The organism is Oleiagrimonas citrea (assembly GCF_012395255.1).
Classification (GTDB): Bacteria; Pseudomonadota; Gammaproteobacteria; order Xanthomonadales; family Rhodanobacteraceae; genus Oleiagrimonas; species Oleiagrimonas citrea.
Genome location: NZ_JAAZQD010000002.1, coordinates 529,635 through 555,105, shown reverse-complemented (window position 1 = coordinate 555,105; position 25,471 = coordinate 529,635). Strand labels below are relative to the sequence as shown.

Here is a 25,471-nt window from a genome sequence, read left to right as displayed (position 1 = left end):
GAGATTCAGGTCATGAAACGTATCGTTCTTCTTTCCATGCTGTTGGCGGTCACGCCGTTGGTCATGGCGCAGACGCAGGATCGGACCCGCAGCCAGGATCAGACCCGTGTCCAGGATCAGACACGCACGCAGGATCGCATCTACGGCAGTCAGATGATGACACCGGCGGAGCGCGCCGCGTACCGGCAGCGCATGATGTCGGCCAAGACCCAGGCTGAGCGCACGCGCATTCGCGCCGAGCATCACAAGGCCATGCAGGAGCGCGCGCGGGCGCGTGGCATGACCTTGCCGGACATGCCGATGCGGCCGATGCATCGCGGCATGCAGGGACAGGGCCAGGGCGGCGGCATGATGCAAAAGCAGGGCGGCGCCAAGGGCGGCGGCCGGGGCGGCCGAAACGGCGGTTGACCGTTCGCGGACGCCCGTGTGGCGAGGCGGTTCGCGGGTGTTCGCGGGCCGCCTCAGCTGCGCATGCCGATGCCGCGGTGCAGCAGGAACAGACCGAAGCCACCCAGTACCACGGCGAAGAACACCATCACCGCATAGGCCACGCCGATGTGGATGTCGGACACGCCCAGCAAGCCGTAGCGGAAGGCGTTGACCATGTAAAGAATCGGGTTGGCCTTCGAGATGGTGTGCCAGGGTTCGCCCAGCTGGTCGATCGAGTAGAACACGCCGCCCAGGTAGATCAGCGGCTGCAGGACGAAGCTGGGGATGATGGCGATGTCGTCGAACTTCTTGGCGAACACCGCATTCACGAAGCCGGCCAGCGCGAACACCATCGAAGTCAGCATCGCCGTGGTCAGCGTGATCAGCGGGTGTTCGATATGCAGGTGCGTGAACAGCAGCGAGATCAGCATCACGATCACGCCCAGCGCCAGGCCGCGCACCATCGCACCGATGATGTAGCCGGACAGGATCACCCAGCTGGGCATCGGCGAAACCAGCATCTCCTCGACGAAGCGCTGGAACTTGGCGCCGAAGAACGAGCTGGTGATGTTGCCGTAGCTGTTGGTGATGACGCTCATCATGACTAGGCCCGGCACGATGTAGGTCATGTAGTCGAAGCCGTGGATCTTGTGCAGGTGGCTGCCGATCACGGTGCCGAAGATGATGAAGTACAGCGTCGAGGTGATCGCCGGCGGAATCAGCGTCTGCGACCAGATGCGCACGATGCGCATGACTTCGCGGCGGACGATGGTCCTCAGCGCGACCAGGTTGTGGGCGAAGGTATGACTCATGCGGCCTTCTCCTGCTTGCCGTTGTCGACCAGACGCACGAACAGTTCCTCCAGGCGATTGGCCTTGTTGCGCATCGAGGTCACGGTGATGCCGGATTGGTCGAGCATGGTGAACAACGAGTTGAGATCGTGCCCGCGCGCCATTTCCGCCTCCAGCGTGTGGTCGTCGCGGCGGCGCAGTTCGATGCCGTCGATGCTGGGCAGGGTTTGCGGCAGTTCGCCGGTGTCGAGCACGAAGGTCTCCACGTCGAGCTTGGCCAGCAGCTGCTTCATGCCGGTGTTCTCGACGATGGTTCCATGGTCGATGATGGCGATGTTGCGGCACAGTTGCTCGGCTTCCTCCAGGTAGTGCGTGGTCAGGATCACCGTGGTGCCGGCCTCGTTGATGCCGGTGACGAATTGCCACATGGAGCGGCGGATCTCGATGTCCACGCCGGCGGTGGGCTCGTCCAGAATCAAAAGCTTGGGCTCGTTCATCATCGCGCGGGCGATCATCAGGCGGCGTTTCATGCCGCCCGACAGCGAGCGCGCCGGATGCTGGGCCTTGTCCCACAGGCGCAGTTCCTTGAGGTACTTCTCGGCGCGACGTACCGCCTCGGCGCGCGGGATGCCGTAGAAGCCGGCGGCGTTGACGCAGATGTCGAACGGCTTCTCGAACTGGTTGAAGTTGATTTCCTGTGGCACCAGACCGATCAAGTGCATGGCCTGGCTGCGCTGCTCGTGGATCGACACGCCGAAGATCTTCGCTGTGCCGCCGCTGGCGTTGACCAGCGAGCTGATGATGCCGATCAGGGTCGACTTGCCTGCGCCGTTGGGGCCGAGCAGGGCGAAGAAGTCGCCCGGCTGCACGGTCAGCGAGACGCCCTTGAGCGCCTCGGTGCCGTTGCCGTAGGTCTTGCGCAGATCGGTGATTTCCAGTGCCGGAGCTTGGGTCATGGCGCGGGGTTCCGAAGGTTCAAGCCATCGAGAGTGATGGCCGTGCGGGGAAAATCAAGCAACCGGCGCGGTTTCGGCCCCCGGAAGCGCGTGCAGCGCGTTCCCGGGCGGCGGTTTCCAGCCGGAGCATAGCCTTCTATGATAGCGGGCTTGTCCACACGCACCATGCCGGTGCCGTGCACGCAGCGTTTCCCGGCATGCCGAATCCATGATCGAACACTTCCCGCTTCGCCTCGTCGACAGTTTCATGCTCGCGCCGACGGTCCGTCACCTTGCCTTCGAGCGCACGGACGGCGCGCCGCTGTCGTTCAAACCCGGCCAGTTCCTGCAGGTGCACTTCCACTACGACGACGGCAAGCCGACCAAGCGCAGCTATTCGGTCGCGACCGTGGGCGAAGAGGGCGCGGAATCGGTGCAGCGCATCGAGATCGCGGTCAGCTACGTCGACGGCGGTGCGGCGACCCAGCTGCTTGGCGAACTCGAGCATGGGCAGGAGATCGAGGCTAGCGGCCCCTACGGGCGTTTCTGCCTGATGGACGAGGACGCCAATCAGCGCTATCTGCTTATCGCCACCGGCACCGGCGTCACGCCCTACCGCGCGATGCTGCCGCAAATCGGCAAGCTCATCCGCGAGCGCGGCTGCGAGGTCGTGCTGCTGTACGGCGCACGCAACGAGACCGAGCTGCTCTACGGCGAGGAATTCGAGGCGTTCGCGCGCGAGCACGCGGGGTTCCACTTCCATCCCTGCCTGAGCCGCGGCGCGCGGCCGGATCCGCGTCCGCACGACCGTCTGGGTTACGTTCAGGCGATCCTGCCGGAATTCGAGCCCGATCCCGAGCGTGACATCGCCTATCTCTGCGGCAACCCGAACATGGTCGATGCGGCCTTCGCCGAGCTGAAGGAACGCGGCCTTTCGGTGCGTCAGATCCGTCGCGAGAAGTACATTTCCTCGCGCTAGGCGCCTTGACGGCCTCCGTGAAGCAGTTCGCATCCCCCAGATCGGATGGCCATGGATCTGAGATCTGTTTCCGAAAACGTGCATGGCACGAAAAAAAGCGTGACGTAGCGCACAACACGGCATCGACCGAAAGGTCTATTCGCAAAATTGTGCGGAATTCGTCACGAAATTTCGAGTGAAAACGGTTACATCCTGTACTCGCGCTTCCAGCGCCAAGATGTTGCGAGGACACGGACATGCCCGACCTAATTGGCAGGAACAAATGGGTTCAGCGCACCTTGAGTGCGATGTGTCTTGCTGTGTTGATGGTGCCGGCGGCGCAGGCCGCCAATGGGCGGATCACGTTCCATGGCGGGGTGCGTGCGCCGACGTGCAGCCCCGTGCTGCCTGTGACCGGTTCGGTGCAGGGTGCGACACTCCACGCCTGCCCGAGCGCCCGGCGTCCGGCCGAGGGGGCGCCTGCGCGGCAGTATTCGATGGAGGTCATGCCGATGCCCGGTAATCTCCTCGACGGTCGCGTGCGCGCATACTTCCCGGACTATCTGCAGCATCGCGGCGCGATGAAGCTGGTGGTGCAGCGCTTCGAGTGAGTCACGGCGCGGTCGATCGCACTAAGCGACTGATCGGCGGGCTGCAAGCTATGTGCGTCGTGAGTCTGCCAGTTCGGTCCGGGATAGCGTTGACGAAGACCGGGCCGACTTCGCGCAGACATTGCCGGTATCGCATGGCGTTGACCGCTTCGGCTCGATGGCGCGGTTCGTGCGATGGTTCCGCCTGATAGTGGCGTCGAGCGGTTCGGTGTGCAGGCAGGGGCGTCACGCCCGGAATCGGGTCACTGATAATTGATCGTGTAGGTGGCCACGCCCTTGACGTTGCCGCTGGAGACCGTGGTGGCGGTCTGGTAGTAGCGCGCATAAAGGTCAATCGTGTAGCTGCTGGCCGCCGTGGTGCCCGTGTTGATGGCTGAGCCGAACGTGACCGGCGTGACACCGTCCGCCTGAAGGATCTGCACGCCGACGCCGCTCGCGTAGCCCGTTCCCGTGGTCGGCGCGATCACGCCGGTGGCGCCGGCTTGTGGGGTGCTGGTATCGAGCGTGATGAACACGTGCAGGCCGTTTGGACACTGCGTAAGCAGCAGGCTGAAGGGTGTGCTGGCGGCGGTGGTGCCCTGGGCGGTCAATTGCTGGGTATTGACGAACGGCAGCGTGACCGACTTGGTGACCGAGCCCGGATCGATCGTGCAGGTGGGCACCTGGATGTGGATGATGGCGTTGACGTTGAAGGTTTCGACCGGCTGCGGCGATACGGAGCCGCGACATCCCCGGTAGGAGTAGCCGAAGAACTGATTGCCGTTGATGCGCGGGTTGTCGCAGATATCGATCTTCCACTGCGAAAGCTGTCCGCTCAGTGTGCTGTTGTCGGGCGGCAGGTACGGGCCGGTGTAGACCAGCTGCAGGTTGGTGGGCACGCTGAACGTGCCGCTTCCCGTGGGGTAGTAGGGGTACAGCGCCAGCAGGGTGCTGGAGTCCGGGTGCAGCAGGCGATAGGAGATGCCGGGGATGCCCGTGGGAAAGAGTCTGTTGTCACCGTTCACGGGGGTCGACGCGGCGATGGTGTTGAAGATGCCGCCGTTGGTGTTTCCGTCGCAGGCGAGCTCGGGCGGATTGGCAGGACTCGCCGAGTTCGATGTCCACAGTACCGCGCCGACCTGCGTGCTGGGGGTCAGCGTGATGGTGCCGGCGTTGAAGGTCACGGTGGTGGCCGAGCCCGATACGAACCCGCAATCGGCGCGCGCCGCGCGCGGCAGGAAGAGCAGTCCGAGCAGCAGGCTCACCAGCAGCAGGGCCTGGCGCAGGTGTCCGGAGGAGCGGTTCGGGGTGGTGGCGTGGCGCATCATGATTTCCCCTCGCTGGACGGCGTGGCCGGATGTGCGTTGCAGGTGACGTCGATCACCGACTGGGCATTCGGGCGGCTGGCGTCGGCAGGCAGCGCGTATTCGAATTGGCAGCGGTGGGAGGATTCCTGCGGTCCTTTCCACTTCGCGCTCAGGCGTCCATTCTTGTCCTTCACCCGCAGCAATGCGAGTCCGCCTTGGCCGACCACGCCCTGGTTGTGCCCTTCGGCATCGACGACTTCGGCCCCGAAGGGCACCGGCTTTCCGTCGGCCAGATGCAGGTGCGCGATCAGTGCGCGCCCCTGGCGGGTCTTGAAGTCGAGCATGACCACAGCGCCAGCGTAGGGCGCGACCTGCTCGCTGGTGCTGCCCAGTTGCACGCCCAGGGAAAGACCCTGCGGGTCGAGCCGGACGGTATTGAGCTGGTACGGGTTCATGTACGGCACCAGCGCATAGCCCGAGTCGTCCACGCGCACGCCGGGCGCATTGGTGACGCGCGCACCCGCGGCGCCGGGTGCGTGGACGATGCCGATGGTGTCGCCGGTCGGCTGCCCGAACGTGATGCCGCCCGAGTGCGCCACCACCGCGCCACTGGCGTTGAATGACGCCTGTGAATACGAGCTTCCCTTTCCGTAGCTGGCGCCGAGCACGGCGTAGCGGCCGCGATAGGTGCCGTTGACCGAGCCGGCGCTTCCGGCGCCGTTGTCGACATGCGAGGCGGTGACGCCGTAGGTGAACTGGTTGGCTGAGCCGAGGGTGCCATTGACCATGGCTTGCTGCTGCGAACCGTTCGCGTCATCGTGATTGAGGTTCAGGGTGAAGCTCGGCGCACGCGCGGATTCGCCGAGCGGAATGCTGACGCCGACGAAGAACTGATCGTCGTACCGCCCCAGCGGACCGCGCGTGCGTGTGGCCGAGACGTTGTAGCTGATCTCGCGGAACCGGTTGTTGTAGCCCACCTGGAATTGCGTGTCGTGGCCGCTGCGCTGCCAGTAATCGCTGATCGAGGCATTGGCGTACAGCGAGCCGGCATCGCCGCCCAGTTGCTGGTTGAGCGACAGTGTGAAGTGGTTGCGGCGGTGTATCAGGCCGGTCGCTACGGGAGTGATGGAGCTGGTGGAGGCGTTGCCGGACAGCGCGGCCTGCTGGGCCGGCGTCAGGCCGTTGATGATGGAAACGCCGTCGACGGTCGTCTGCTCCGAAGGCAGATACTGGGTCAGGCTCAGGCCGCGGCGCGCGTAGTCGCGCGCGCGAACGGCGTCGGACAGGCTCAGGTAGCCGCTGCTGGAATAGCGGTAGGCGGCCACGGTCAGCGCGGTCCTCGAAGTCGGGATGAGCTTGCTGTAGCTAAGTCGGATGCTCTGACCGTCCATGGCCCGGTGGCCGGGAAGAGTGGTGCCGGCCTGGGTCAGGTCCATCGCGAACGCGCCGTAACGGGTGTTGAAGGCGCCGCCGACCAGTGCCGCGGCGTATCCCTGCGATCCCTGCAGGCCGGCATAGCCGGTGAACAGGTTGCTGAAACCGTGCTGGACCGTGGCCTGGATCAGGTTCGGCTCGTGGTCGATGGCCAGGTTGCGCAGCCGGCCGAAGGCGACGTCGAAACGGGTGGTGCCGGCGCGCAGCAGCTGCGAGACCGAGGCGTAGGGCACCGAGAAGCTGTGCGTGCGGCCGTTGGCCTCGGTCACCGTGACGCGAAGATCGCCGCCGTACCCGGTCGGGTACAGGTCGTTGATCGTGAACGGACCGGGCGAGACGCTGGTCTGGTAGATCTGCACGCCGTTCTGGGTCACGGTGACTTTGGCATTGGTCTCGGCTACGCCGTGAACCACCGGCGCGTAGCCGCGCAGCGACTGCGGCAGCATGCGGTCGTCGGTGCCCAGCTGCACGCCGCGCAGGCCGAGGCTGTCGAATATTGTGCCGTCGGTGTAGCTGTCGCCGACGGTCAGCGTCGAGCGCAGCGAAGGCAGGTCGCGCTGCGCATAGGCGGCGATGTTGTTCCAGCGTTGGCGCGACGGGGCGCCGTTGCTGCTGGACTGCCAGGTTGCGGTCGACTTCTGCCGCAGGTGCCAGGGGCCGATGTTCAGGCCGGCATTCAGGCCGAGGTAGGTGCTGGTCTGGCTGATGCCGTTGCTGTCGGTGCGATAGGCATTGAAGTTGTAGTTCAGCAGCGCGGCGGGTACGCCGGCGTCCCACGAGGACGGGTTCACATAGCCGCGCGGCAGCTGGTGCATGTAGGCCTGGGGCACGCTGATGTCCAGGCGCAGGTCGGGCTGGTCGAAGTGCGCGTGGGCGCCGGGCACCAGCTGCTCGATCTGCATGCAGGCGTGATCCGGACCGAAAGCGGGTGCACCCTCGGCCGGCTTCAGCCCCATCCGATCCATCAGTTCCGGCGTGATGCAGGGCAACGCGCTGGCGCCGGGTTTCGGTGCGATGAAATGCACGTTGAGGCGGCCGACCCAGTCTCGATTCAGGTAGACATCGAGGTTGTAGATGCCTGGCAGCACCACGGCACCGCGCTCGAAGCGGCGGAGGTCGATGGCGTTATGCGAGCCGCCGGACAGCATGCTCGGGTCGAAGTCCGCAAAACCGCCTTCGGCGGAGGTGTTGGCCGCGCTCGCCGGTCCCGCCGCGGCAGCAAGCGACGCGTTGGACAGGCCGAGCAGTACGGAGGTCATCGCCACGCCCAAGGCCAGCCGCGCGGGCAGCTGCCCGCGAGCTGGCGAGACCGGGTGCGTGGCGCGACGGCGGCTCATTGGGCGGCGATGGCCCCTTCGTGGGCGTCTGCGGCGCCGTAGTCGTTGATGGTGGTGAACGCAATGTGCGTTCCCGCGGCCGGCGCGTGATGAAGATCGGACAGTGCGATGTGCTGATCGCCGAACGGGGCGACCATGCCGGACTTCGCCGTGACCTGTGTATCGCCGCTCTTCAGCGACACCTTGGTGATGGTGATGTAGTAGGGCGTGGGGTTATGCACGGTCAGCTGCACGCCCTGGCTGTCGGTCGAGGCCTTCCAGATCAGTTTCCCCGGCGCTTTCAGCGGATTGCCGTCCAGATTGGCTGGCCGATAGAACAGTTTCAGCCGCGAACGCACGGCAAACTGCAGGATGTTCTTGTCCGCGGCCTGCTTCGGCTTGGGCGGAATCTCGAGCACGTTGAGCCAGAACAGCGATTCGCGGTCGCTCGGCAGGCTGTCCGTCTGGCCGGTGAACAGGATGCGCAGGCTCTGGTCCTTGCCGGCCTCCATGCGGAACAGGGGCGGCGTGATCAGGAACGGGGCGTGCGTGTTGTTCGGGGTGGAATGCAGGTTGCCTTCGTCGATCCAGGCTTCGACCAGCGCCGGCTGCTTGCCCTGATTGCTCAGGCGAAGCGTCGTTTCACCCTGGCTGGCCGAAAACACGACCCGCGTGCCGCCGATGACGACGTTGGCCTGGGCGGTGCCGGTCCAGAAACAGAGAGCTGCTACGAGGATGCACAGGATGCGCGAAGAAAAATTCATGGGGACATGTACCGGATGAGACAAAAATCACGGGAGCATGGCGCTCACTCTTCGCCCGGTGCCCCCTGTCGCTGCGGCGGCGGTGCGCCGCAGCGAGGGACGCCAGACTTACTGGTAGATCAGCGTGAAGTCGACGGTCGACTTCACCGCACCGGCGCTGGAGGCGCCCGTGGCGTAGTAGCGCGCCTTGTAGCTCAGCGTTGCGGCGCCGCCGGAGAGGGCGACCTGCTGCGAACCCTGGGCCGTGGCGTCGGCGCCGCTCAGATCCATCGGGGTGCCAGAGGCGTTCAGCAGCTGCACCTGGACATTGCTGGCCGGGCTGGCGGCGATGTTGTCGAGGTAGCCGTCGCCGGTGTTGATGTTGCCGCCGCTGAAGTAGGTCTGCACGGACGACAGGCTCGAGTCGCAGCCGGTGACGCTGATGCTGAAGCTGGTGTCGCCGGCGGTGTCGCCGCTGCTGGCCAGTGCGGTGGTCAGCACGTCCGGCAGGTTGACGACCTTGTTGTCCGCCGTGCCAGTGGCGTTGCCGTCGACCTGGCAGGTCTGGGCGATGACCTTGCCGTTGATGGTGATGCTGCCGTCCGGACCCGAGTTCTGGTCGGCGTTGGCGACGCCGCTCAGGCCAAGAGCGAGGGCGGCGGCGAGAAGGCTGTACTTCATCTTCATTACTGGTTTCCCCGGTGTGTTGGTTGGGCAAAAGGCATAAAGCAAAAGTTATGCCAGTTATTGTTGACATATCACATGTCAAGGCATGTGCTGGAATTTTTCGAGATCGGTGCGGGCGCTGTCCGAGGGCGAAGTAGGAGAAAACTGACAAACTTCGGCACCTCATGTGCGAAGCGCGTCACATTTTCCGAGGTTCGCCGAGAAGCGCTCGGCCGGAGGGATTTGCCTTTCAAGGCGGGATTTTCCGCGTCAAAAGTCGGACATTCTAAAATAAATTATGAACTTATGTTCACGCGAGGCGAGCTGCCCTTGCTTTGGGCGCGGAGTGCGCGCTGGCCGGATTTGTGACCGAGTTCTCCAATGACGTGGAGGCGATGTCGGGCCGCGTGCTCGGGCAAGTGGGCGTGTCGTCGTGAAATCATGAAAATTGTGACGAAATGCCGATTTGAGTCGTCGTTGCATGTGCGGCCAGTGAAGCGTTCGCGCGCGGACTTGCGGATGAGGGGCAGGGCGCGGTTGCGCTGCCAGTCCGGCACGGTTTCGGCGAGTCCCGGTCGTCACCCGGCATGCGGCGCAGGGGCCGTGCATGCGTGGCGGATGGTTGAAGTGAGGCGGGATGGCTCGCCGCGCGTGAGATGAGCGCGGCCGAGTCCCAGGTGAGTAGGAGCGTTGCCGATCAGCGCACGACCATTTCCACGCGGCGATTCATGGCGCGCCCGGCTGCGGTGGCGTTGCTGGCCACGGGCGCATACGGACCTACGCCTTCGGCGGCGAGACGCGTCGCGGCGATGTGGAATCGCTGGATCAGCGCGTGCATGACGCTCTGTGCCCGGCGGCGGGATAGCGACAGGTTGTGCTCGAGCGTGCCGGTATTGTCCGTATGCCCGACGATGAAAACCTTCAGTGCGGGCTTGCGCTTGAGCAGTTCGGCCATCGCCGAGAGCGTCGGATCGGAGGTCTTCGTCAGTGTGCTGCGGTCATGCGCGAAGTGGATACCGCGCAGGGCCATGTGGCCGGAGGACGTCAGGCTGCGATCCAGCGCGTCCGCGTCGATCTTCACTTCGCCGGTCTTCATGGGGGCGTGACGTGCCGTCTGGATCAGGATGCCGGTCGGTCTGCCGTTCTGGTGACTGACCAGCAGCACGCTGTCCAGGACGCCGTCGGCTTTCTTCAGGCGTGTGGTTTCCACGTATACGTCACCACCGCTGGCCAGCAAGGTGTTGTTGCGCAGGATCTTCTGATGCAGGCCGCCGCTGAGCTGGTTTGCCACGGGGGCGTAGATCGCCTTGGCCATGGCATAGCCGCTTCCGCATCCGTTGTTCCCATGGCAGCGGAAGCGCGTGTGAAAGCCTGCCTGCAGCATGGCCTGGTGGAAATTGTGGAACACTTCCAGTGCCGAGACACCGGTTGGCGCGATGTATGCAATGCGACGAATTTCGCCGCGGGCCGGTTCGGATTTCGATATCTGGTGATGGCGATAGGCGCCCAGCGGCAGCGTGACTTCGCCGTAATCGGCCGCCTGGTATCCGACGATGGTCGAACCGGCAAATCGATGGATGACTTTGCTGTCATGACTTCCGGGCAGGTCCCCGGAGGTCGTCGATGCGGCATGCGCGCAGCACGCGAGCAGCCATCCGGCGATCGAAACCCATGCGAGGCGACGTACATGGACGGAGAATGTATGGGAAACGAGCATGGGACATCCTGTCGTGCGAAGCGGGCCGCGGGCAGTCTACGCATCGCTTGCGCGCGGAAGAGTTGCATCCGGGTGGCTGTCCCGATATTTTGCGACGAGGTCCTCAAATCGAGGACCAGGCCTGTGCGTCTTCACGGAACTGTAGCCATTGCGGTGTAGGTTGGAAGTCGCCAGGCCCCTGGAGGGGGCCAGGTGAAACGTGATTCATGATGAATCGCACAGGGGGCGTTTCTGATTCAGTAGTTCGTCTCGCGAGGGGTTCGCGGGATGTTTTGGAATCTGGACACGCAATGGGGAAGCAACAATGAAACTGCACAGCGAACGCCGAAACGGAATCCGCGTCCGGCAGCGCGGTCAGGGAATGACCGAGTACATCATCATCACTGCACTGATCGCCATCGCCGCCATCGGCGCGGTCACCTACTTCGGCCACACCGCGCGCGAGCAAGTCGGCGCCATGGCTCAGGAGTTGTCCGGCAACTCGGGCAAGACGCAGATGGACAATGCGGGCCAGCAGGCCAGCAATGCGGCCACCGAGGGCGACAACGCGAAGAACCTCGCCAACTATCACAGCGATGTGAACAGCGGCGACGGTGGCGGCTGATCTCCGCGCGATTTTGCGCTGACCGCGGTTCGGCTGTCGGTCAGCGCAAAATGCGGATATCGCTCCCGGTTTTTACTCAAGACATCACACGCTGCGTCTGAACGTTCTCGACTTGCGGGTCGGGAGCGCGGGTTTCCGTCGATTCGAAACGGGCAGTGAGCGCGTTGGAGCGCGTTGACTGTTCGAACTCAGGAAGAAGCGAGAACGGGAACTGCGTGCGTCGGATGCAGCGCGATGCGGGGCATTGTTTTCGCGTTGCCCCGGGGAAGGGGGACATCATGCTTGCACGGATCAGAAATGGAGTTCCGGTGTTCACGGCACGTGCCGTGAACCGCCTGCGCGTGGTCGCGTGCGCATCGCGCATGCGCGGCCAGGCGTTGGTGCTGGGCATGATCGCGTTGCTGGTTCTTTGTATCGGCGTGATCGTGCTGTTCAACACCGGGCAGGCGGTCAACAAGAAAGTGCAGCTGGTGAATGCCGCGGATGCGGCCGCCTACAGCGCGGCGGTGCAGCAGGCGCGCGCGTACAACCTCGTCGCCTACATGAACCGTGCGGAAGTCGCCAACGAAGTGGCCGTGGCACAGTTCGTCAGCTGGTACTCATGGATGAACTTCGCGTTGCGCGGCACCGACAATTTCAAGGATGCGGTGCAGGCCATCGCGATCCTGTTCGACTTCAGCATCGTCGGCGCCGAGATCGGTGCCGCACTGCAGGAAGTCGTCACCGTGCTGAACGAGGTGAAGACGGCCGTGCAGGAGATGCGCGATGTCATGCAGCACGTGTTCTCGGTGGCCACGACCGCGATCGCGATTCTCAACGACGCGTACTCGAAGGCATCCCGGCTCATCACGGTGGGCGAGGCCTGGGAGGCTCAGAAGATCGTGCCCGACATCATCGCGAAGAATACCGATGGCAAGGCCCAGCTTGACTGGCGGGGCCGCACGATTCTGCTCAAGGGCATCCAGGAAGCCATCACCTACACGCGCCGTTACCACATCAGTACCCGCAGCGCGGACCGTGACGGCGCCGAGCGTTTCGCCAACGTGGTGATGGAGGCGCGCGATGGATTCTCCAAGCAGCGCAACGGCAGCATCGGCCCGATCAAGAAGCGCGGCGGAACCGATCTCATCGACTACAAGAACTGGGTCGGCATCGACACGCTGAATGTGCGGTTCAAATGGCTGTGCGGCTTCTGGGGGTGCGTGATCAATATCAATGTGCCGCTGGCCTGGGGCGGCGGCGCCGCGGTCAAGAATCCGCCGCAGGAATCGTTCCGCAGTCTGGCCAGTCCCGGCTATCACAGTGGTAGTGGATGGAACGCGGGCTACGAGACCGACAACCGGCACTACGACCCGTATTCGGGTGCGCTCAGGAACAATGCGGCCAGCAGCCTGGTGCTGAGCAGCCCTGCGATGGGCGGTTCGGACAAGGTCTGGATCAAGACGTACGGCACCGCGCCGGGGCTGCAGGATTACGACGACATCGATCCGAACAAGGCCACCGTGCCGTACCTCAACGGAAAGAGTGCCGCGGACAATGGTGTGGAGGCCAACGATGTCGGGCCGATCTTCACCGTGCTGGTCGAGCAGCCGATGAATACCGTGCACACCAGTGACAACCTGGACGGACTGGGCAGTACGGATGCGCCGGCAACTTCGGCCAGCAGCAATGCCCTGGCCAAGCCCAACTTCAAAGTGCCGGACAAGACCCTCGCCGATCAGATGACGGCCGTGGGTTCCGCACAGGTCTACTTCAGCCGTCCGCGCAGTCTGTTCGCGAATCTGGTCAGTCCGGGCAAGCGCGAGCTCGGCAGCCTGTTCAGCCCGTACTGGCAGGCGCGGCTGGTGGACACGCCATGCAGTGTGCGTCATGGCATCGAGGTGCTGTATGCCGGCAGCGGCGTGACACCGGTGCCGTTGCCGTGCCTGTTGCATTGACCATGAACAACCCATCTGTTTCGAGGAACTACATGTACCGTCCGATCGCCCTTGCTGTCCTTCTGTCGAGTCTGGTCTCCATCAGCGCATGCAGCGCCGGGGACGCGCCTTCATCCAGTGATGCGGTCGTCAACGTGGCCAGCAAGACGCCGCCGATCCATCTGCGCCAGACCGCGGTGACCCTGCGTGACGGCCAGCCCGTGGTGCAGCACCAGTATCAGCAGGCGAGCGCGGATTGCGGGCATGCCAGCGGGTTCACGCCGATTCCGGCGAAGGACGTGGGCAAGCTCGGGCGCACCTATTACGAGGCCTGGTACGAAGGCGATCGTCTGAGCGTGAAGGCCGATACTTGGGGTTTCACGCTTTCCGGTCAGCAGCCGTGTGTGTTCAAGGTCACGCACCTGTCCCAGCGCTGGTTCTATCAGCCCGGACTGAGCAGCGCGAAGCATCAGCTGGGCCAGGGTGCGGATGCGCACATTGTCTACCTGGGCGGTCCTGTGGTGCATCGCGCGAAGGCGGCCGTCACCCAGGCCGACAAGGACGAGGAAGCCGAGGTGATGGCCGAACTGCATCAGCGCGGCTATGGCGGCACCAGCAAGCAGGAAGGGCAGCGCAAGGTGGACGGCCAACTCTGCACCGTGCACGTCGACACCACACGGCGCTACTGCGCGTTGTCGGCGGCCGAAGACTGGGGCTTCGACGGGGCGAACGATGTGGCGGGAGCCGGTGGCGCATATGGCGATTCGCCGTACACCGACGCCATCAACCTGTGGGAGAAGCCGGCTGACGGTGGCGATGGGTCCTATCTGACGACGCAGTCGATCACGGTAGGGAAGCCCTTTGACGAACGTGTATTCAGCGTGCCCGACACGGTGCGCTGAACGAAGCGGGCTGTGGCCCGAGGGGACATGTCGTGCAGGAAGCAAGGACATCGACAAGACACTGGAAGGGCGCTGCAAGCCGAGGATGCGCCCGGCATCGCCAACGCGGCCAGAGCCTGGCCGAGATGGCGATCATGCTCGTCGCGCTGGTGCCGCTGGCCGCCGGCATCGCGCTGATCGGCCAGTACGTCCACCTGCGTCAGCGTGCCCAGGCGGCGGCGCGCGAAGCCGCCTGGGCGGCCACGGCCGATCCGGCGCTGATCGACGAATCGCTGCCGCAGAAGGAGCACATGCAGACGGTGATCCTTGCGCGCCAGTTCGGTTCGGCCGATGCCGCCATCCAGAGCGACGTGCAGGCGCCGGAAACCCTGGGTGACCCGATGCTGACCACGTTTGCGGACAAGCCGCTGCTCAAGCCCGAAGGCGTGACGCTTTCGGTGTATTCGCAGGCGGCTTCGCCGAGCTACCTGGACAAGGGACTGAACATCATCGGCAAGGCGACCAAGCACCTGGGCAATCTGCCGCCGAACACGAAGGGCCTGGTCACGGCCGAGGTGCATGTCCAGCCTGAACAGATTGTCGGACGGGACGGCACGCCGCTGTCGTTCCTGGGTTCGCTGGCGACCGAGAAGCTGGACTTCTCGGCCAGGACCGTGGTGCTGGCCGACAGTTGGGATGCGGCGGGCGGCGGCGAGAGCCTCGACGGCAAGGGCGTGGACACGGGCAACCGGCGCACCGTGCGCAACGTCATCCGCCCACTGGTGCCCACGGCGCTGATTGGCGACAAGTTCGACAAGGCGCTCAGCACCATCGTCAACGTGCTCGGAAAGATTCCGATCGTGAACCGGATCTTCACGCCCGGTTTCGATCAATTCCGTTTCGGCAAGACTGCGCCCGACGTGATGCCGCACGACAAGCTGGTGGAGTACAAGGATGCCAAGTAAGCGATGGTTCGCACTCGTGCTTGCCTGGCCGTTGATCGCGGCGGCCGCTTCCTGGCCGAAGGTTCCGGTGCCGGAAGCGACCCGGTCGACGATGGTCGCGCGACGCATGATCTTCAACGGTCTGGATATGCAGGCGCGCATGTTCCGCTCGCAGAAGAGCCAGGCCGAGATCATCGACTTCTATCGCAAGGCATGGCACGGCAAGACCGTGGTCAATCCGATGGGCGAGGCGAAAGTCATCGGGCATCGCGAGGGCGACTACTACATCACGATCAAGGTCAGCGACTACGCCGGCGGCAGCAAGGGCGAGATCGGCATCGTCGACGTGGGCGATGCGCCCAAGCATTTCGAACCCGGCAAGGGGCTGCCGCATCCGATGGGTTCGAAGGTCTTCAACGACATTCGTTATCCGGACGACCCGGTGCCGGCGCGCACGGTGGCCATGACCAACACCCTGTCGCCGCTGCAGAACGCCGGCTATTTCCGCGAGCGCCTGGAGGGCGACGGCTGGAAGCCCGATGGCCGGCAGCGCTGCACGGACCCGGATGCCTGCGTGCAGCACTACTCGCGTGGGGACAGCCATTTGACGCTGGTCGCCGAGCGCGGGCGCTCCGGGTATTCGAAGGTGATCATCAATGTGCAGCGGCCGTGAGGGAGGGAGCGAAATGGTGCACAGGCTGATCCGCAGGAAACGGTGTCCGCGGCGCCGGGACCGGCAGCGCGGTAGCGCGGTGATCGAGTACGCCATCGTGGTCGGCATCCTGATTTTCGTGCTCCTCGTCGGTACGTCCGGCAACCCCGCGCCAGTCACCCAGCTCGTGGATGCACTGCGCGATGCGTACACCAGTTTTGTCTACACACTTTCCATTTCCTGGTTCTAGGACGGACTTGCATTCGACATGCCGAAGATCAATCGCAATTTCATTTTTCTGGGGGTCGCTGTTCTGCTGGGCGTGATGGCCAGCGTCCTGGCGGTGCACTACGTGAACACGCAGGTGGCCAAGCGCACGCACACCACGCCGCAGCGCACCGTGAAAGTGGTGGTGCCGGTGCGCGATCTGGCCAAGGGCGACATGCTGAGCGCGAGCGGCGTCGCCGCTCGCGACGTGCCGGCCGAATTCGTGCCGGCCGACGCGATCACGCCGGCCGATTACCGCAACTATCTGGGGCAGGTGCTGCGCGCGCCGCTGCAGCACGGTGCGCCGATTCCGGCCAGTGCGGTAGAGCGGCTCAGCGATCACTTCTCCAACATCATCGCGCCGGGCAAGGTGGCCTATTCGATCCAGGTCAACAGCACCAACTCGATCTCCGGACTGATCACGCCCGGCGATCACATCGACCTGATGCTGCTGACATCCGAGGACAAGCACGACCGAATCCGTCCGCTGCTGGGCGACGTGCTGGTACTGGCGACGGGCCGCCGCGCCAAGGGCGTGCGCAGTGACGGCAGCGGCGACGACCACTATTCCAATCTCACGCTCGAACTGACGCCGGTCGAGGCGCAGCGCGTGGGCATCGCGAAGAAAGTCGGCGCTCTGCGCGTGATGTTGCGTCCGCCGAACAGCAATGAGCCGTTCCATCTGAAATTGCTCAGCAAGGCCGATCTGCTGCGCATGCAGCGACGCGCGCGCGGAAGCGGCATTCAATTCATCATCGGGGGGAATGGTTGATTCATGGACGTTCGTAAAGGATTTACACGCGCTCTCGCGATCGCCGCATTGACGCTGCTCGGGTACGCGCATGTTCCGCCGTCATCGGCGGCGGCCGAGGTGACCGCGACGCCTGTCATTGCCGACCAGGTGACCATGTACAGCGGTCAGGCGCTGGTGCGCATGGCACCGGGACCGCTGCGTCGTGTAGCGGTCGGCAACGGCAAGCTGCTGGAGGTGCGCACCATCGGTCGTCGGGAAATGGTGCTGATCGCCAACAAGACCGGCGACACGTCTCTGCAGCTGTGGATGCGCGACGGCTCGCAGCGCAGCGTCGCCGTGCACATCGGCGCCGGCAACGCCGGCCAGACGGCGGTGCTGGTGCGCAAGCTGCTGGGCGCGGACTCGGCTATCGCCGTCAACAGCATTGCGGGCAAGGTCGTGCTGACCGGCAGCAATTTGTCGCAGGTCGACATGGCGCATGTCGCGGCGATCAAGAAGATGTATCCGCAGGTGCTCGACTTCACCACCGCCAACGCCGTGCAGATGAAACCGATGGTGATGATGAAGGTGCGCATCATGGAGTTCCGCAAGAACGCCATGAACAAGATCGGCGTCAAGTGGGATTCGGTCATCGACGGCCCGACCGGCGGGCTGGTGCACGACTGGCGCACCAATTCGCTGTACCGGACGCCGACCAAGTTCATGGGTAGCGATCTGCCGTTGCAGGTGTCCGGAACGGCCGCCTATTTTGGCATCGCGACGTCGATCGCCTCGAAGATCAACCTGATGATGCAGACCGGCAACGCCTGGGAACTGGCGGAACCGCAGCTCGCCGCGCGCAGCGGCGGCGTGGCCGATTTCCTGGTCGGCGGCGAAGTGCCGATTCCAGTCGATCAGGGCCTGGGCACGACTTCGGTGCAGTACAAGAACTACGGCATCAAGCTGCACATCGAGCCGGTCGTCAACAGCGCCGGTGACATCTCGACGGACCTGGAAACCGAGATCAGCCGCATCGATCCCAGTGTCACGGTCAACGGCTATCCCGGTTTCATCACCCGCCGCGCGCGGGCGGAAGTCAATGTGCATACCGGTCAGACCATTGTCATTTCCGGGCTGGTCGACGCCAATGCGGCCAAGTCGTTCGACAAGATGCCTGGCCTCGGGCAGATCCCGATCCTCGGCGCGCTGTTCCGCTCGCGGGACTTCCAGGCCAACCGCACCGACCTGGTCATCTTCGTGACGCCGTTCGTGGTCAATCCCGATTCGCCGGAGAACAAGAAGATGATCGACAAGAGCAACCGTCTGCGCGACGACTTCCGCAAGACGATCGGTCGCGACATCGTCGAGTGAGGAGACGCACGTGTTCGAAGTCCTGATCGAAACCAAGAACCGCACGCCGCGGCAGGTGCGTTGCCTCAATGAAGTCTGTGGGGTGGGGCGCGGCGAGGACAATCTCGTCGTGCTGCAAGGCTGGAACATCGCGCGCGAGCACGCGGTGTTCGAGTTCCGCAACGGCGGCGTGTTCATCCAGGTCTGCGGCGGACGCGCGGCCGTGGCGGTCAACGGCTCGCGCGTGGACGGCGAGTACGGCCCGCTGCACCGCGAGGACGTGGTCAGCATCGGCGCCTACGAGCTGCGCGTGCTGCTGGACCGTGCCGTGGAGACCGAGACGGTCGAGGCGCCGAAGAAGGCGGCCAATCATGCCCGCGCCGATGAAGCCGTCGCGGAAACGGACGCGCGCCCGGCCGGCGAGGTGCCCGAGCACAAGCACGCGAAGCCGGCGGCGGTCGAGGAGAAGCCCGGCCTGCCCGCGGTGCGTGTGGACAAGGACATGCTCGAGTGGCGCACCCAGGTGCACAAGTCGCTGGTGCGGCAGATGGACCTGCGCCGGGTCGATGTGCGCGGCATGAGCGACAGCGATCTGCGCGAGAAGACCTCCGCGCTGATCCGGGACATCATCGAGGGTGAGTTCGCCGACCGCCTGCCGAAGACCATCAACCGCCGTCGCCTGGCCAAGGAAGTGCTGGACGAGGCCATTGGCCTGGGACCGCTGGAGGATCTGCTGGACGACGACAGCGTGACCGAGATCATGGTCAATCGCGAAGACGAGATCTTCATCGAGCGCGAGGGCCGCATCGAGACCTCGCCGGTCACCTTCACCAGCGCCAAGGCGGTGCTCGCCGCCATCGAGCGCATCGTCGCGCCGCTGGGTCGCCGCATCGACGAGAGTTCGCCGATGGTCGACGCGCGTCTGGCCGACGGCTCGCGCGTGAATGCGGTCATCAGCCCGGTCGCCCTGCGCGGCCCCAGCCTGACTATCCGAAAGTTCAGCAAGCGCAAGCTGACCGGCGACGATCTGCTCCAGTTCGGCTCGATCAGCGAGGACATGCTCGAGTTCGTGCACATGGCCGTGCGCGAGCGCCGGAACATCATCGTCACCGGCGGCACCGGCTCGGGCAAGACCACGTTGCTGAACATTCTGTCCAACGCGATTCCGGACAACGAACGCATCGTCACCATCGAGGACGCCGCCGAGCTGAAGCTCAGCCAGCCCAATCTTGTGTCGCTGGAGGCGCGTCCGGCGAATCTGGAGGGCAAGGGCGAGATCGCCATCCGCGATCTGGTGCGCAACGCGCTGCGCATGCGTCCGGATCGCATCGTCGTCGGCGAGTGCCGCGGCGGCGAGGCGCTGGACATGCTGCAGGCGATGAACACCGGCCATGAGGGCTCGCTGACCACGGCCCACGCCAACTCACCGCGCGACGCGCTGTCGCGTCTGGAGGTGATGGTGCTGATGTCGAGCATGGACCTGCCGGTGTCGGTGGTGCGCGAGCAGATTGCCTCGGCAGCGGACCTGATCGTGCATCAGCGCCGCTTCCCCTGCGGTTCGCGCAAGGTCACCTGCATCTGCGAGATCACCGGCATCGAGAGCGGCACCATCCAGACCCAGGACCTGTTCCGTTTCGAGGCGCGCGACCAGGGCGGCCCCAACGGCCGCGTGCGCGGGCATTTTCACGCTACCGGCGCGGTGCCGGAGTTCTACGAGGAGCTGGCCAACCGCGGCGTACCGGTCGACCTGTCGATCTTCAAGCCGGATGGGGAGGACGATCGATGAATCCCGCCATGCTGCCGATCGTGGTGACGGTGTTCCTGTGCGTGGCGCTGATCGGCTACCTCGCGCTGCGCAGTTCGACGGTATTCTGGGGTCGCTACCAGGAGACCTTCACCGAGCAGGCGCGCTTCAATCTCGCCGACCTGTTCCTGTTCATGGACACGCGGCATCTGTTCCGGCTCAACGCCGTGGCGCTGGCCGCCGTGCCGCTGCTGCTGTGGTGGATCACCGACAATCCGCTGGTGGCCGGTATCGCCCTGGTGGTGCTGTTCGTGCTGCCGAAGAAGGTCTATCGCTGGCTGCGTCAGCGCCGCATCGACAAAGTGCAGCAGCAGTTGCCCGACGCGTTGATGATGATGGCCGGCAGCATGCGCGCCGGACTCGGCCTGACGGCATCGCTGGAAAGCATCGCCCACGACGTCGATCCGCCGCTGTCGCAGGAATTCGCGCTGGTCCTGCGTCAGCAGCGCATGGGCGTGAAGCTGGACGAGTCGCTGCAGCACTTCCACGATCGCGTGCCGGTCCAGGACGTGGGCCTGTTCGTGTCGGCCGTGAACATCTCGCGCGACGTCGGCGGCAATCTCGCCGACATCATGGCCTCGCTGGCGGACACGCTGCGCCGGCGTCTCATCATGGAGAACAAGGTGCGTTCGCTGACTGCGCAGGGGCGTCTGCAGGGCATCGTCATGGCCATGATGCCGGTCACCCTGGTCGCGTTCCTGACCTTCGCCTATCCCGACACCATGCGCGCCATGTACCACACGCCGCTGGGCTGGCTCGTGTTCGCGATCGCCGCGGTCATGGAGTACCTCGGCTATCGCATGTGTCGCAAAATCATGAGTATCGACATTTGAACCCGATCATTCTCATTCTGGCGTTGACGGCGGCCGGGTGCATCGGTCTGGCGTTCTGGGCGTTGTATGGCTTTATCCGCGAGGTGCCCGAGGCCGACCGCGACTATCAGGATCCACTGCCCTACGGGCTGCGCATGATCTGGCCGCTGGTCAACGTGGCGACCCATCTGCTGGGACCGCGCCTGACGCCCGACAAGCTGGAAAAGGCGCACCGCGAACTGCAGACCGCGGGACAGGATTTCGTGCTCAGTCCGGAACAGTTGTACGGCCTGCGCCTGGTGGGGGCGGGGCTGGCGGCGGCGTTCTTCTGGGTGCTGCTGCTCATGCTCGACAAGGACAAGGTGGGTCTCTACGTCACCGCCACGGTGCTCGGGCTGGTCATCGGCTGGCTGTACCCGTCGCTGTGGCTGAGCGAGCGGCGCAAGCGCCGACGCCGGCGCGTGATCAAGGATCTGCCGACGTTCCTCGACTTCATCACCATGTCGGTGGAAGCCGGACTGAACATCAACGGCGGCATCGAGCAGGCCACGCGCAAGGGGCCGAACGGTCCGCTGTCGCAGGAGATGATGCGCTTTCTGCGCGATGTGCGTTCGGGCCTGCCGCGTTCGGAAGCGCTCACACGCATGGCCGAGCGCATGGACATGTCGCAGATCTCCAGCCTGACCAGCGCCCTGATCCAGGCCGACCGGGTCGGCGCCAGTCTCGGTGCGACCCTGCGCGCGCAGGCGGCGCAGCGGCGCGAGGAGCGTTTCCTGTATGCGGAGAAGCTGGCGCTGGAAGCGCCGGTCAAGATGATGATGCCGCTGGTGATGTTCTTTTTCCCGCTGATCTTCCTGGTGCTGGGTTACTTCATCTTCCTGCGCATGAAACAGGAGGGTGTCCTGTGAAGCACGGAACGATCCGACGCGATGGCAGCGTGCTGGTGCCACAGGCCTGGCGCGCCGATCGACCATGGAGCCGCATGCGCGGCCTGCTGGGTCGGCCGGCGCTGCTCGACCGGGCACGCCAGGCACTGTGGCTGACGCCGTGCGGCAGCGTGCACACGGTCGGGATGCGCTATCCGCTGGACATCGTCTTTCTCGATCGCGACGGGTGCGTGCTGGCCATGCACGAGCATCTGCGCCCGGGCCGTTTCCGCGGTTGCCGTGGCGCGCGTCACACCGTGGAACTGGCACCCGGCGGGATCGCGGCGCTGCAACCGCAAACAGGAGAGGCCTGGCAATGGCATATGCAATGAATCGACTGCGTGCATGCGGCGGGGCGCTCGCCGCAGTCTTGATGCTGACAGCCTGCGCTTCGGCGCCGCATCGCGCGCTGCAGCAGGAGGTCGCGCTACAGCAGCGTGCGGCCGGGGCCTACGCGAAAGGCGACTTGGCTGTTGCGCTCAAGGCATATCGGCAGCTGGCTGACGACATGCCCGACGACACCGCTTCGTGGTTTCGCCTGGGCAATGTCTACGCGCGACTGAACCAGCCCGATGCGGCGATGAAAGCCTACCGGCACGTACTGCAGCGCGATCCGGAGCACGCCAAGGCCTGGCACAACCTGGGCGTGATCTACCTGCATCAGGCCGCTGCGGCGTTCGTGCAGAGCGCGCGGACGGCGGATCGCGATGCGGAGTTGCGCGACCAGAGCATGCACATGGCCACGAAGCTGGAAGACATCGCGGGCGCCGATGCCGGTCACGCGCCCGCGCAGGGGACGCCAACGGCTGCGCAGGCGCCGAACGCGATGGGGAGGCCAGTCAAGGGAGAGGGGCCATGAAGGCTGCAACGGTTCAACGTCGTCAGCGCGGACAGAGCCTGGTCGAGGCCGTCGTGGTGATCCCGGTCTTCGGGGCCGTGATCCTCGGCATCCTGCAGGCGGTGCTGTTCTATCGCGCCAAGTCTGTGGTCGACTACGCCGCGTTGCAGGCCGCGCGCAGCGGCGCCACGCATTTCGCGCAGATGTCCGCGATGAAGGACGGACTCACGCGCGGCTTGCTGCCGTTGTACACGCACGAGCCGAGCAACACTGCGGCGGAGAAGGCATACGCCAAGGCGTGGCTGGATGTCACGACGGGCGCGAGCAAGATTCAGATCGTCAATCCGACCCAGCAGATGTTCGACGCCTGGAAGGAACCGCAGTACGACGGCGTCGAGGCGATCCCGAACGACAGCCTCGCCTTTCGCGGCAACGTCCCGAAGGCCGGCGTGACGGTGCAGGACGCCAACCTGCTGAAGATCAAGGTCCGCTACAACTATCCGCTGATCGTGCCGGTGATCGATCGCCTGATCGGCCATCTGGACCCGGTGCGGTCCGCCGCCACCTGCCTGGAGCCGGGAGGCTGCCACAGCGTCTACAGTCTGCCGATCGTGGCCCAGGCCATCGTGCGCATGCAGACGCCGATCCGGGATCGGGATCTTCTGCCCAACGCCGATGACACGAGCGGCGGCGGAAGTGGCGGTGGCAGTGGCGGATCGGGTGGAGGCGGAACCGGCGGCGGGTCGGGTAGTGGTGGCTCGGGCGGCGGCTCGGGTGGCGGAGGCACGCCTCCGGACCACGTATGCGTGTGAGCACGATGGAGCGGGACCGTATGGAAAGCAGAGTGAAAATGTGGGGACTCGCCTTCGTGTGGGCGTTGACGGTGTGCTGGTCCTGGGCGGCGCAGGCGTCGCCGTGGCAGTCCGGCCAGGGGCTGCGCAGTTACGACAAGGCCGTGATGCAGCAGTCCGTGCCGTATTCGAATCCGTTTGTTCGAAGCGTGGGCACGGGCAAGCTGTCCACGCAGGGGCTGCTGGATTCGGGTTCGAGTCTTCCGGCCTGCCCGCATATCTGTCTGATCGTGCCGGACGGCGAGTCGGCGGATCAGGCCATCAAGGATTTCGAGCAGGCGAACCACTGCTCGGTACAGGCGCAGAACCCGCCGGGTGGCGGAGGTCAGTGCACGGGGGTACAGACGAATGCGACCGCGGCGTCCGGAGGCAGTACCGGAAGCGGTAGCGGATGCCCGACGCAATGCGACCCGGATCCGCCGCTGCCCGGCAACAAGACGGCCAAGCAGTACGAAACCGACAAGCTGAAGACGTACGAAGGCGACTCGCCGTGGATGTACATCGACACCACGGGTCACGTCACGGTCGGCATCGGCGACAATCTCGAAAGCAAGGGGTCGAGCAAGACCGAATCGGAAGCCGAGGCGCTACCGTTCTATATCTGCGACCGGAAAACCAACAAGTCGTGCATCTGCGACGCCACGCACAAGTGCGCCAAGGCAACCAAGCAGCAGATCAAGGACGGACTTGCTGCCGTGCAGAAGGAGACGCAGCCGGCGGCGTGCAAGACCGATACCAGTCAGTGTTATACGGTCAATCATTACAAAAGCATTTCCGATCTGCGTTTGAAGGAAAGCGATCGCGAGCAGTTTGTCGAGGACAAGCTCGGTGATTTTCATGGCGACCTGGTCAAGCAGTTCCCTGATTTCGACACGTATCCTTCGCGTGTTCAGGCGGCCATGTACGACATGATCTACAATCTCGGCGCCGCAGGACTCAAGAAATTCAAGAAGTTCGCGAAAGCGGTCAAAGCCAAGGACTGGAAGACGGCTGCGGCCGAATCCAAGCGCGGCGGCGTGCAGCAAAGCCGAAACGATTACGTCAAGAACCTGTTGATGGAAGCTTATAATGACGAGCAGAAATGCAAGAAATCAAAATCAAGTGGAAGTGGCTCGAATTAATCGCATGACATGCGTTTCGAGTGATTTTTTGCGTCCCTTTTTGCATCGGGGTTTTTGTCGTGCATTGATTTTGTCGATGCAAATATTCCTGGTCGCCGTGCTGGCCACGGGCTGCGCCGAAGCGGGCAATGCGTTTCCGGTCAAGGTGTATGGCGGCTTCGTGTTGAAAGGGAGCGCGAAATCGCCGCAAGGCGTCGACCAATGGAATCAGTGGCTGCAGCAGGCCTGGCGCAATCCGGATGGCGATCCATTGGCGTTCGCCGTGGGCAAGGACGGCGCGAAGAAAGCCGAGGTCGGTAATTGCGAACAGTTGTTCTCCGCTGATCGACAGGGGCTTGAGCTGGTGCAGCCTCTGGATCGGATGATTTATCGGGGCTGGGCGGCGAAATGCTATGCGGCTCGTCTGATTCGCGATGGAAAGTCGTCCCGCGTCAGTCATGTCTCCGGCTTCCGCTTCGACCGCGCACATGTCGACCGCCTCCCCGTGGGCATGCGTTTCGTGGTGTCGCCGTCCGATCAGGGCGACGATGGTCACAAGACACTCGGTCCTTTTCTGCGCAAGGCGAAGATGGAATTCAGCAATCAGGAGGACAGCATGTACGCGTTCGTCACGTACCCGGACGGGCGGACCCAGGCCATCACGCTGGTTGCGCGCGGCGATTTCGACCATGACGGCACCGAAGACCTGCTTTTCCGTTCCTACAACCGCATGAACGGGGGCGGCTCCTACGCATCCCTGGCCATGTACCTGGTATCCAGGTCCGGCGGTGCGTCGGCGATGCGCGTGGTCAAGCGGATCCCCGTGATGGGACCGGGGTACGACGACTGAGCGGACGGCATGCTCAAGCGCCGGATGCTGTTGCGTTCGGCGCGGCCCGTTTCGTGA

26 protein-coding genes are annotated in these 25,471 nt (G+C 64.4%); 19 read left to right on the top strand and 7 right to left on the bottom strand.

The window, feature by feature from the left end:
- Positions 1–12 precede the first annotated feature (12 nt).
- Positions 13–408 (top strand): hypothetical protein, encoded by a 396-nt coding sequence (locus HF690_RS06570; RefSeq protein ID WP_113064528.1) that lies wholly within the window; start codon positions 13–15, stop codon positions 406–408.
- Positions 409–461: 53 nt separating this feature from the next.
- Here HF690_RS06570 and HF690_RS06565 read toward each other — a convergent pair whose 3' ends face one another.
- Both HF690_RS06565 and HF690_RS06560 read right to left on the bottom strand, forming a co-directional pair.
- Positions 462–1,241, bottom strand: a complete 780-nt coding sequence (locus HF690_RS06565) for an ABC transporter permease (protein WP_113064088.1) — start codon at positions 1,239–1,241, stop codon at positions 462–464.
- Positions 1,238–2,176 carry an ABC transporter ATP-binding protein gene (locus HF690_RS06560; RefSeq protein WP_168608881.1) on the bottom strand — a complete coding sequence of 313 codons (939 nt, stop codon included), beginning with the start codon at positions 2,174–2,176 and terminating at the stop codon, positions 1,238–1,240. The genes HF690_RS06565 and HF690_RS06560 overlap by 4 nt, the downstream gene beginning before the upstream one ends.
- Before the next feature lie 208 nt (positions 2,177–2,384).
- Between HF690_RS06560 and HF690_RS06555 the strand changes: the two genes are divergently transcribed.
- Positions 2,385–3,134 carry an FAD-binding oxidoreductase gene (locus HF690_RS06555; RefSeq protein WP_168608880.1) on the top strand — a complete coding sequence of 250 codons (750 nt, stop codon included), beginning with the start codon at positions 2,385–2,387 and terminating at the stop codon, positions 3,132–3,134.
- Between the two features lie 236 nt (positions 3,135–3,370).
- Entirely contained in the window at positions 3,371–3,724 is a 354-nt protein-coding gene (locus tag HF690_RS06550) for a hypothetical protein (protein WP_168608879.1), read from the top strand.
- 242 nt (positions 3,725–3,966) lie between these two features.
- Here the strand turns inward: HF690_RS06550 and HF690_RS06545 are convergent, their stop codons facing one another.
- From HF690_RS06545 to HF690_RS06525, 5 genes are all read right to left on the bottom strand, one after another.
- The gene (locus HF690_RS06545) at positions 3,967–5,031 is read right to left on the bottom strand and encodes a fimbrial protein (RefSeq protein ID WP_168608878.1); all 1,065 of its coding nucleotides are present in this window, start codon (positions 5,029–5,031) and stop codon (positions 3,967–3,969) included.
- Positions 5,028–7,781 carry a fimbria/pilus outer membrane usher protein gene (locus HF690_RS06540; RefSeq protein WP_168608877.1) on the bottom strand — a complete coding sequence of 918 codons (2,754 nt, stop codon included), beginning with the start codon at positions 7,779–7,781 and terminating at the stop codon, positions 5,028–5,030. The genes HF690_RS06545 and HF690_RS06540 overlap by 4 nt, the downstream gene beginning before the upstream one ends.
- Positions 7,778–8,524 (bottom strand): fimbrial biogenesis chaperone, encoded by a 747-nt coding sequence (locus HF690_RS06535; RefSeq protein ID WP_168608876.1) that lies wholly within the window; start codon positions 8,522–8,524, stop codon positions 7,778–7,780. Before HF690_RS06535 ends, HF690_RS06540 begins: the two co-directional genes overlap by 4 nt.
- Before the next feature lie 108 nt (positions 8,525–8,632).
- Positions 8,633–9,190, bottom strand: a complete 558-nt coding sequence (locus HF690_RS06530; protein ID WP_113064095.1) for a fimbrial protein — start codon at positions 9,188–9,190, stop codon at positions 8,633–8,635.
- Positions 9,191–9,866: 676 nt separating this feature from the next.
- Positions 9,867–10,886 carry an OmpA family protein gene (locus HF690_RS06525; protein WP_168608875.1) on the bottom strand — a complete coding sequence of 340 codons (1,020 nt, stop codon included), beginning with the start codon at positions 10,884–10,886 and terminating at the stop codon, positions 9,867–9,869.
- Positions 10,887–11,190: 304 nt separating this feature from the next.
- Between HF690_RS06525 and HF690_RS06520 the strand changes: the two genes are divergently transcribed.
- The 16 genes from HF690_RS06520 to HF690_RS06445 all read left to right on the top strand — a co-directional run bounded on the left by HF690_RS06520 (position 11,191) and on the right by HF690_RS06445 (position 25,414).
- Entirely contained in the window at positions 11,191–11,490 is a 300-nt protein-coding gene (locus HF690_RS06520) for a pilus assembly protein (RefSeq protein WP_168608874.1), read from the top strand.
- A 308-nt stretch (positions 11,491–11,798) separates the two neighbouring features.
- Positions 11,799–13,427, top strand: coding sequence for a pilus assembly protein TadG-related protein (locus HF690_RS06515; RefSeq protein WP_168608873.1), 1,629 nt, complete (start codon positions 11,799–11,801; stop codon positions 13,425–13,427).
- A gap of 32 nt (positions 13,428–13,459) precedes the next feature.
- Positions 13,460–14,308 (top strand): hypothetical protein, encoded by an 849-nt coding sequence (locus tag HF690_RS06510; RefSeq protein WP_168608872.1) that lies wholly within the window; start codon positions 13,460–13,462, stop codon positions 14,306–14,308.
- 116 nt (positions 14,309–14,424) lie between these two features.
- The gene (locus HF690_RS06505; protein ID WP_275690259.1) at positions 14,425–15,252 is read left to right on the top strand and encodes a TadE/TadG family type IV pilus assembly protein; all 828 of its coding nucleotides are present in this window, start codon (positions 14,425–14,427) and stop codon (positions 15,250–15,252) included.
- The gene (locus HF690_RS06500; protein WP_168608870.1) at positions 15,242–15,904 is read left to right on the top strand and encodes a hypothetical protein; all 663 of its coding nucleotides are present in this window, start codon (positions 15,242–15,244) and stop codon (positions 15,902–15,904) included. The genes HF690_RS06505 and HF690_RS06500 overlap by 11 nt, the downstream gene beginning before the upstream one ends.
- A gap of 13 nt (positions 15,905–15,917) precedes the next feature.
- On the top strand, positions 15,918–16,133 hold the full coding sequence (locus HF690_RS06495; RefSeq protein WP_168608869.1) for a hypothetical protein: 216 nt from the start codon (positions 15,918–15,920) through the stop codon (positions 16,131–16,133).
- An 18-nt stretch (positions 16,134–16,151) separates the two neighbouring features.
- Complete coding sequence (gene cpaB / locus HF690_RS06490) at positions 16,152–16,922, top strand: Flp pilus assembly protein CpaB (RefSeq protein WP_168608868.1); 771 nt, start codon at positions 16,152–16,154, stop codon at positions 16,920–16,922.
- Positions 16,923–16,925: 3 nt separating this feature from the next.
- Positions 16,926–18,254 carry a type II and III secretion system protein family protein gene (locus HF690_RS06485; protein WP_168608867.1) on the top strand — a complete coding sequence of 443 codons (1,329 nt, stop codon included), beginning with the start codon at positions 16,926–16,928 and terminating at the stop codon, positions 18,252–18,254.
- Positions 18,255–18,264: 10 nt separating this feature from the next.
- A complete protein-coding gene (locus HF690_RS06480) occupies positions 18,265–20,019 on the top strand; it encodes an ATPase, T2SS/T4P/T4SS family (protein WP_168608866.1) in 1,755 nt (584 codons plus the stop codon).
- A complete protein-coding gene (locus HF690_RS06475; RefSeq protein WP_168608865.1) occupies positions 20,016–20,870 on the top strand; it encodes a type II secretion system F family protein in 855 nt (284 codons plus the stop codon). Before HF690_RS06480 ends, HF690_RS06475 begins: the two co-directional genes overlap by 4 nt.
- Positions 20,867–21,757, top strand: a complete 891-nt coding sequence (locus HF690_RS06470; protein WP_113064106.1) for a type II secretion system F family protein — start codon at positions 20,867–20,869, stop codon at positions 21,755–21,757. Before HF690_RS06475 ends, HF690_RS06470 begins: the two co-directional genes overlap by 4 nt.
- A complete protein-coding gene (locus HF690_RS06465; protein ID WP_168608864.1) occupies positions 21,754–22,107 on the top strand; it encodes a DUF192 domain-containing protein in 354 nt (117 codons plus the stop codon). The genes HF690_RS06470 and HF690_RS06465 overlap by 4 nt, the downstream gene beginning before the upstream one ends.
- 41 nt (positions 22,108–22,148) lie before the next feature.
- On the top strand, positions 22,149–22,634 hold the full coding sequence (locus HF690_RS06460) for a tetratricopeptide repeat protein (protein ID WP_168184663.1): 486 nt from the start codon (positions 22,149–22,151) through the stop codon (positions 22,632–22,634).
- Complete coding sequence (locus HF690_RS06455; protein WP_168608863.1) at positions 22,631–23,425, top strand: TadE/TadG family type IV pilus assembly protein; 795 nt, start codon at positions 22,631–22,633, stop codon at positions 23,423–23,425. The genes HF690_RS06460 and HF690_RS06455 overlap by 4 nt, the downstream gene beginning before the upstream one ends.
- A gap of 38 nt (positions 23,426–23,463) precedes the next feature.
- Positions 23,464–24,585: a hypothetical protein gene (locus HF690_RS06450; protein WP_168608862.1), complete on the top strand. Its 1,122-nt coding sequence runs from the start codon at positions 23,464–23,466 to the stop codon at positions 24,583–24,585.
- Complete coding sequence (locus HF690_RS06445) at positions 24,533–25,414, top strand: hypothetical protein (protein WP_168608861.1); 882 nt, start codon at positions 24,533–24,535, stop codon at positions 25,412–25,414. The genes HF690_RS06450 and HF690_RS06445 overlap by 53 nt, the downstream gene beginning before the upstream one ends.
- Positions 25,415–25,471 lie beyond the last annotated feature (57 nt).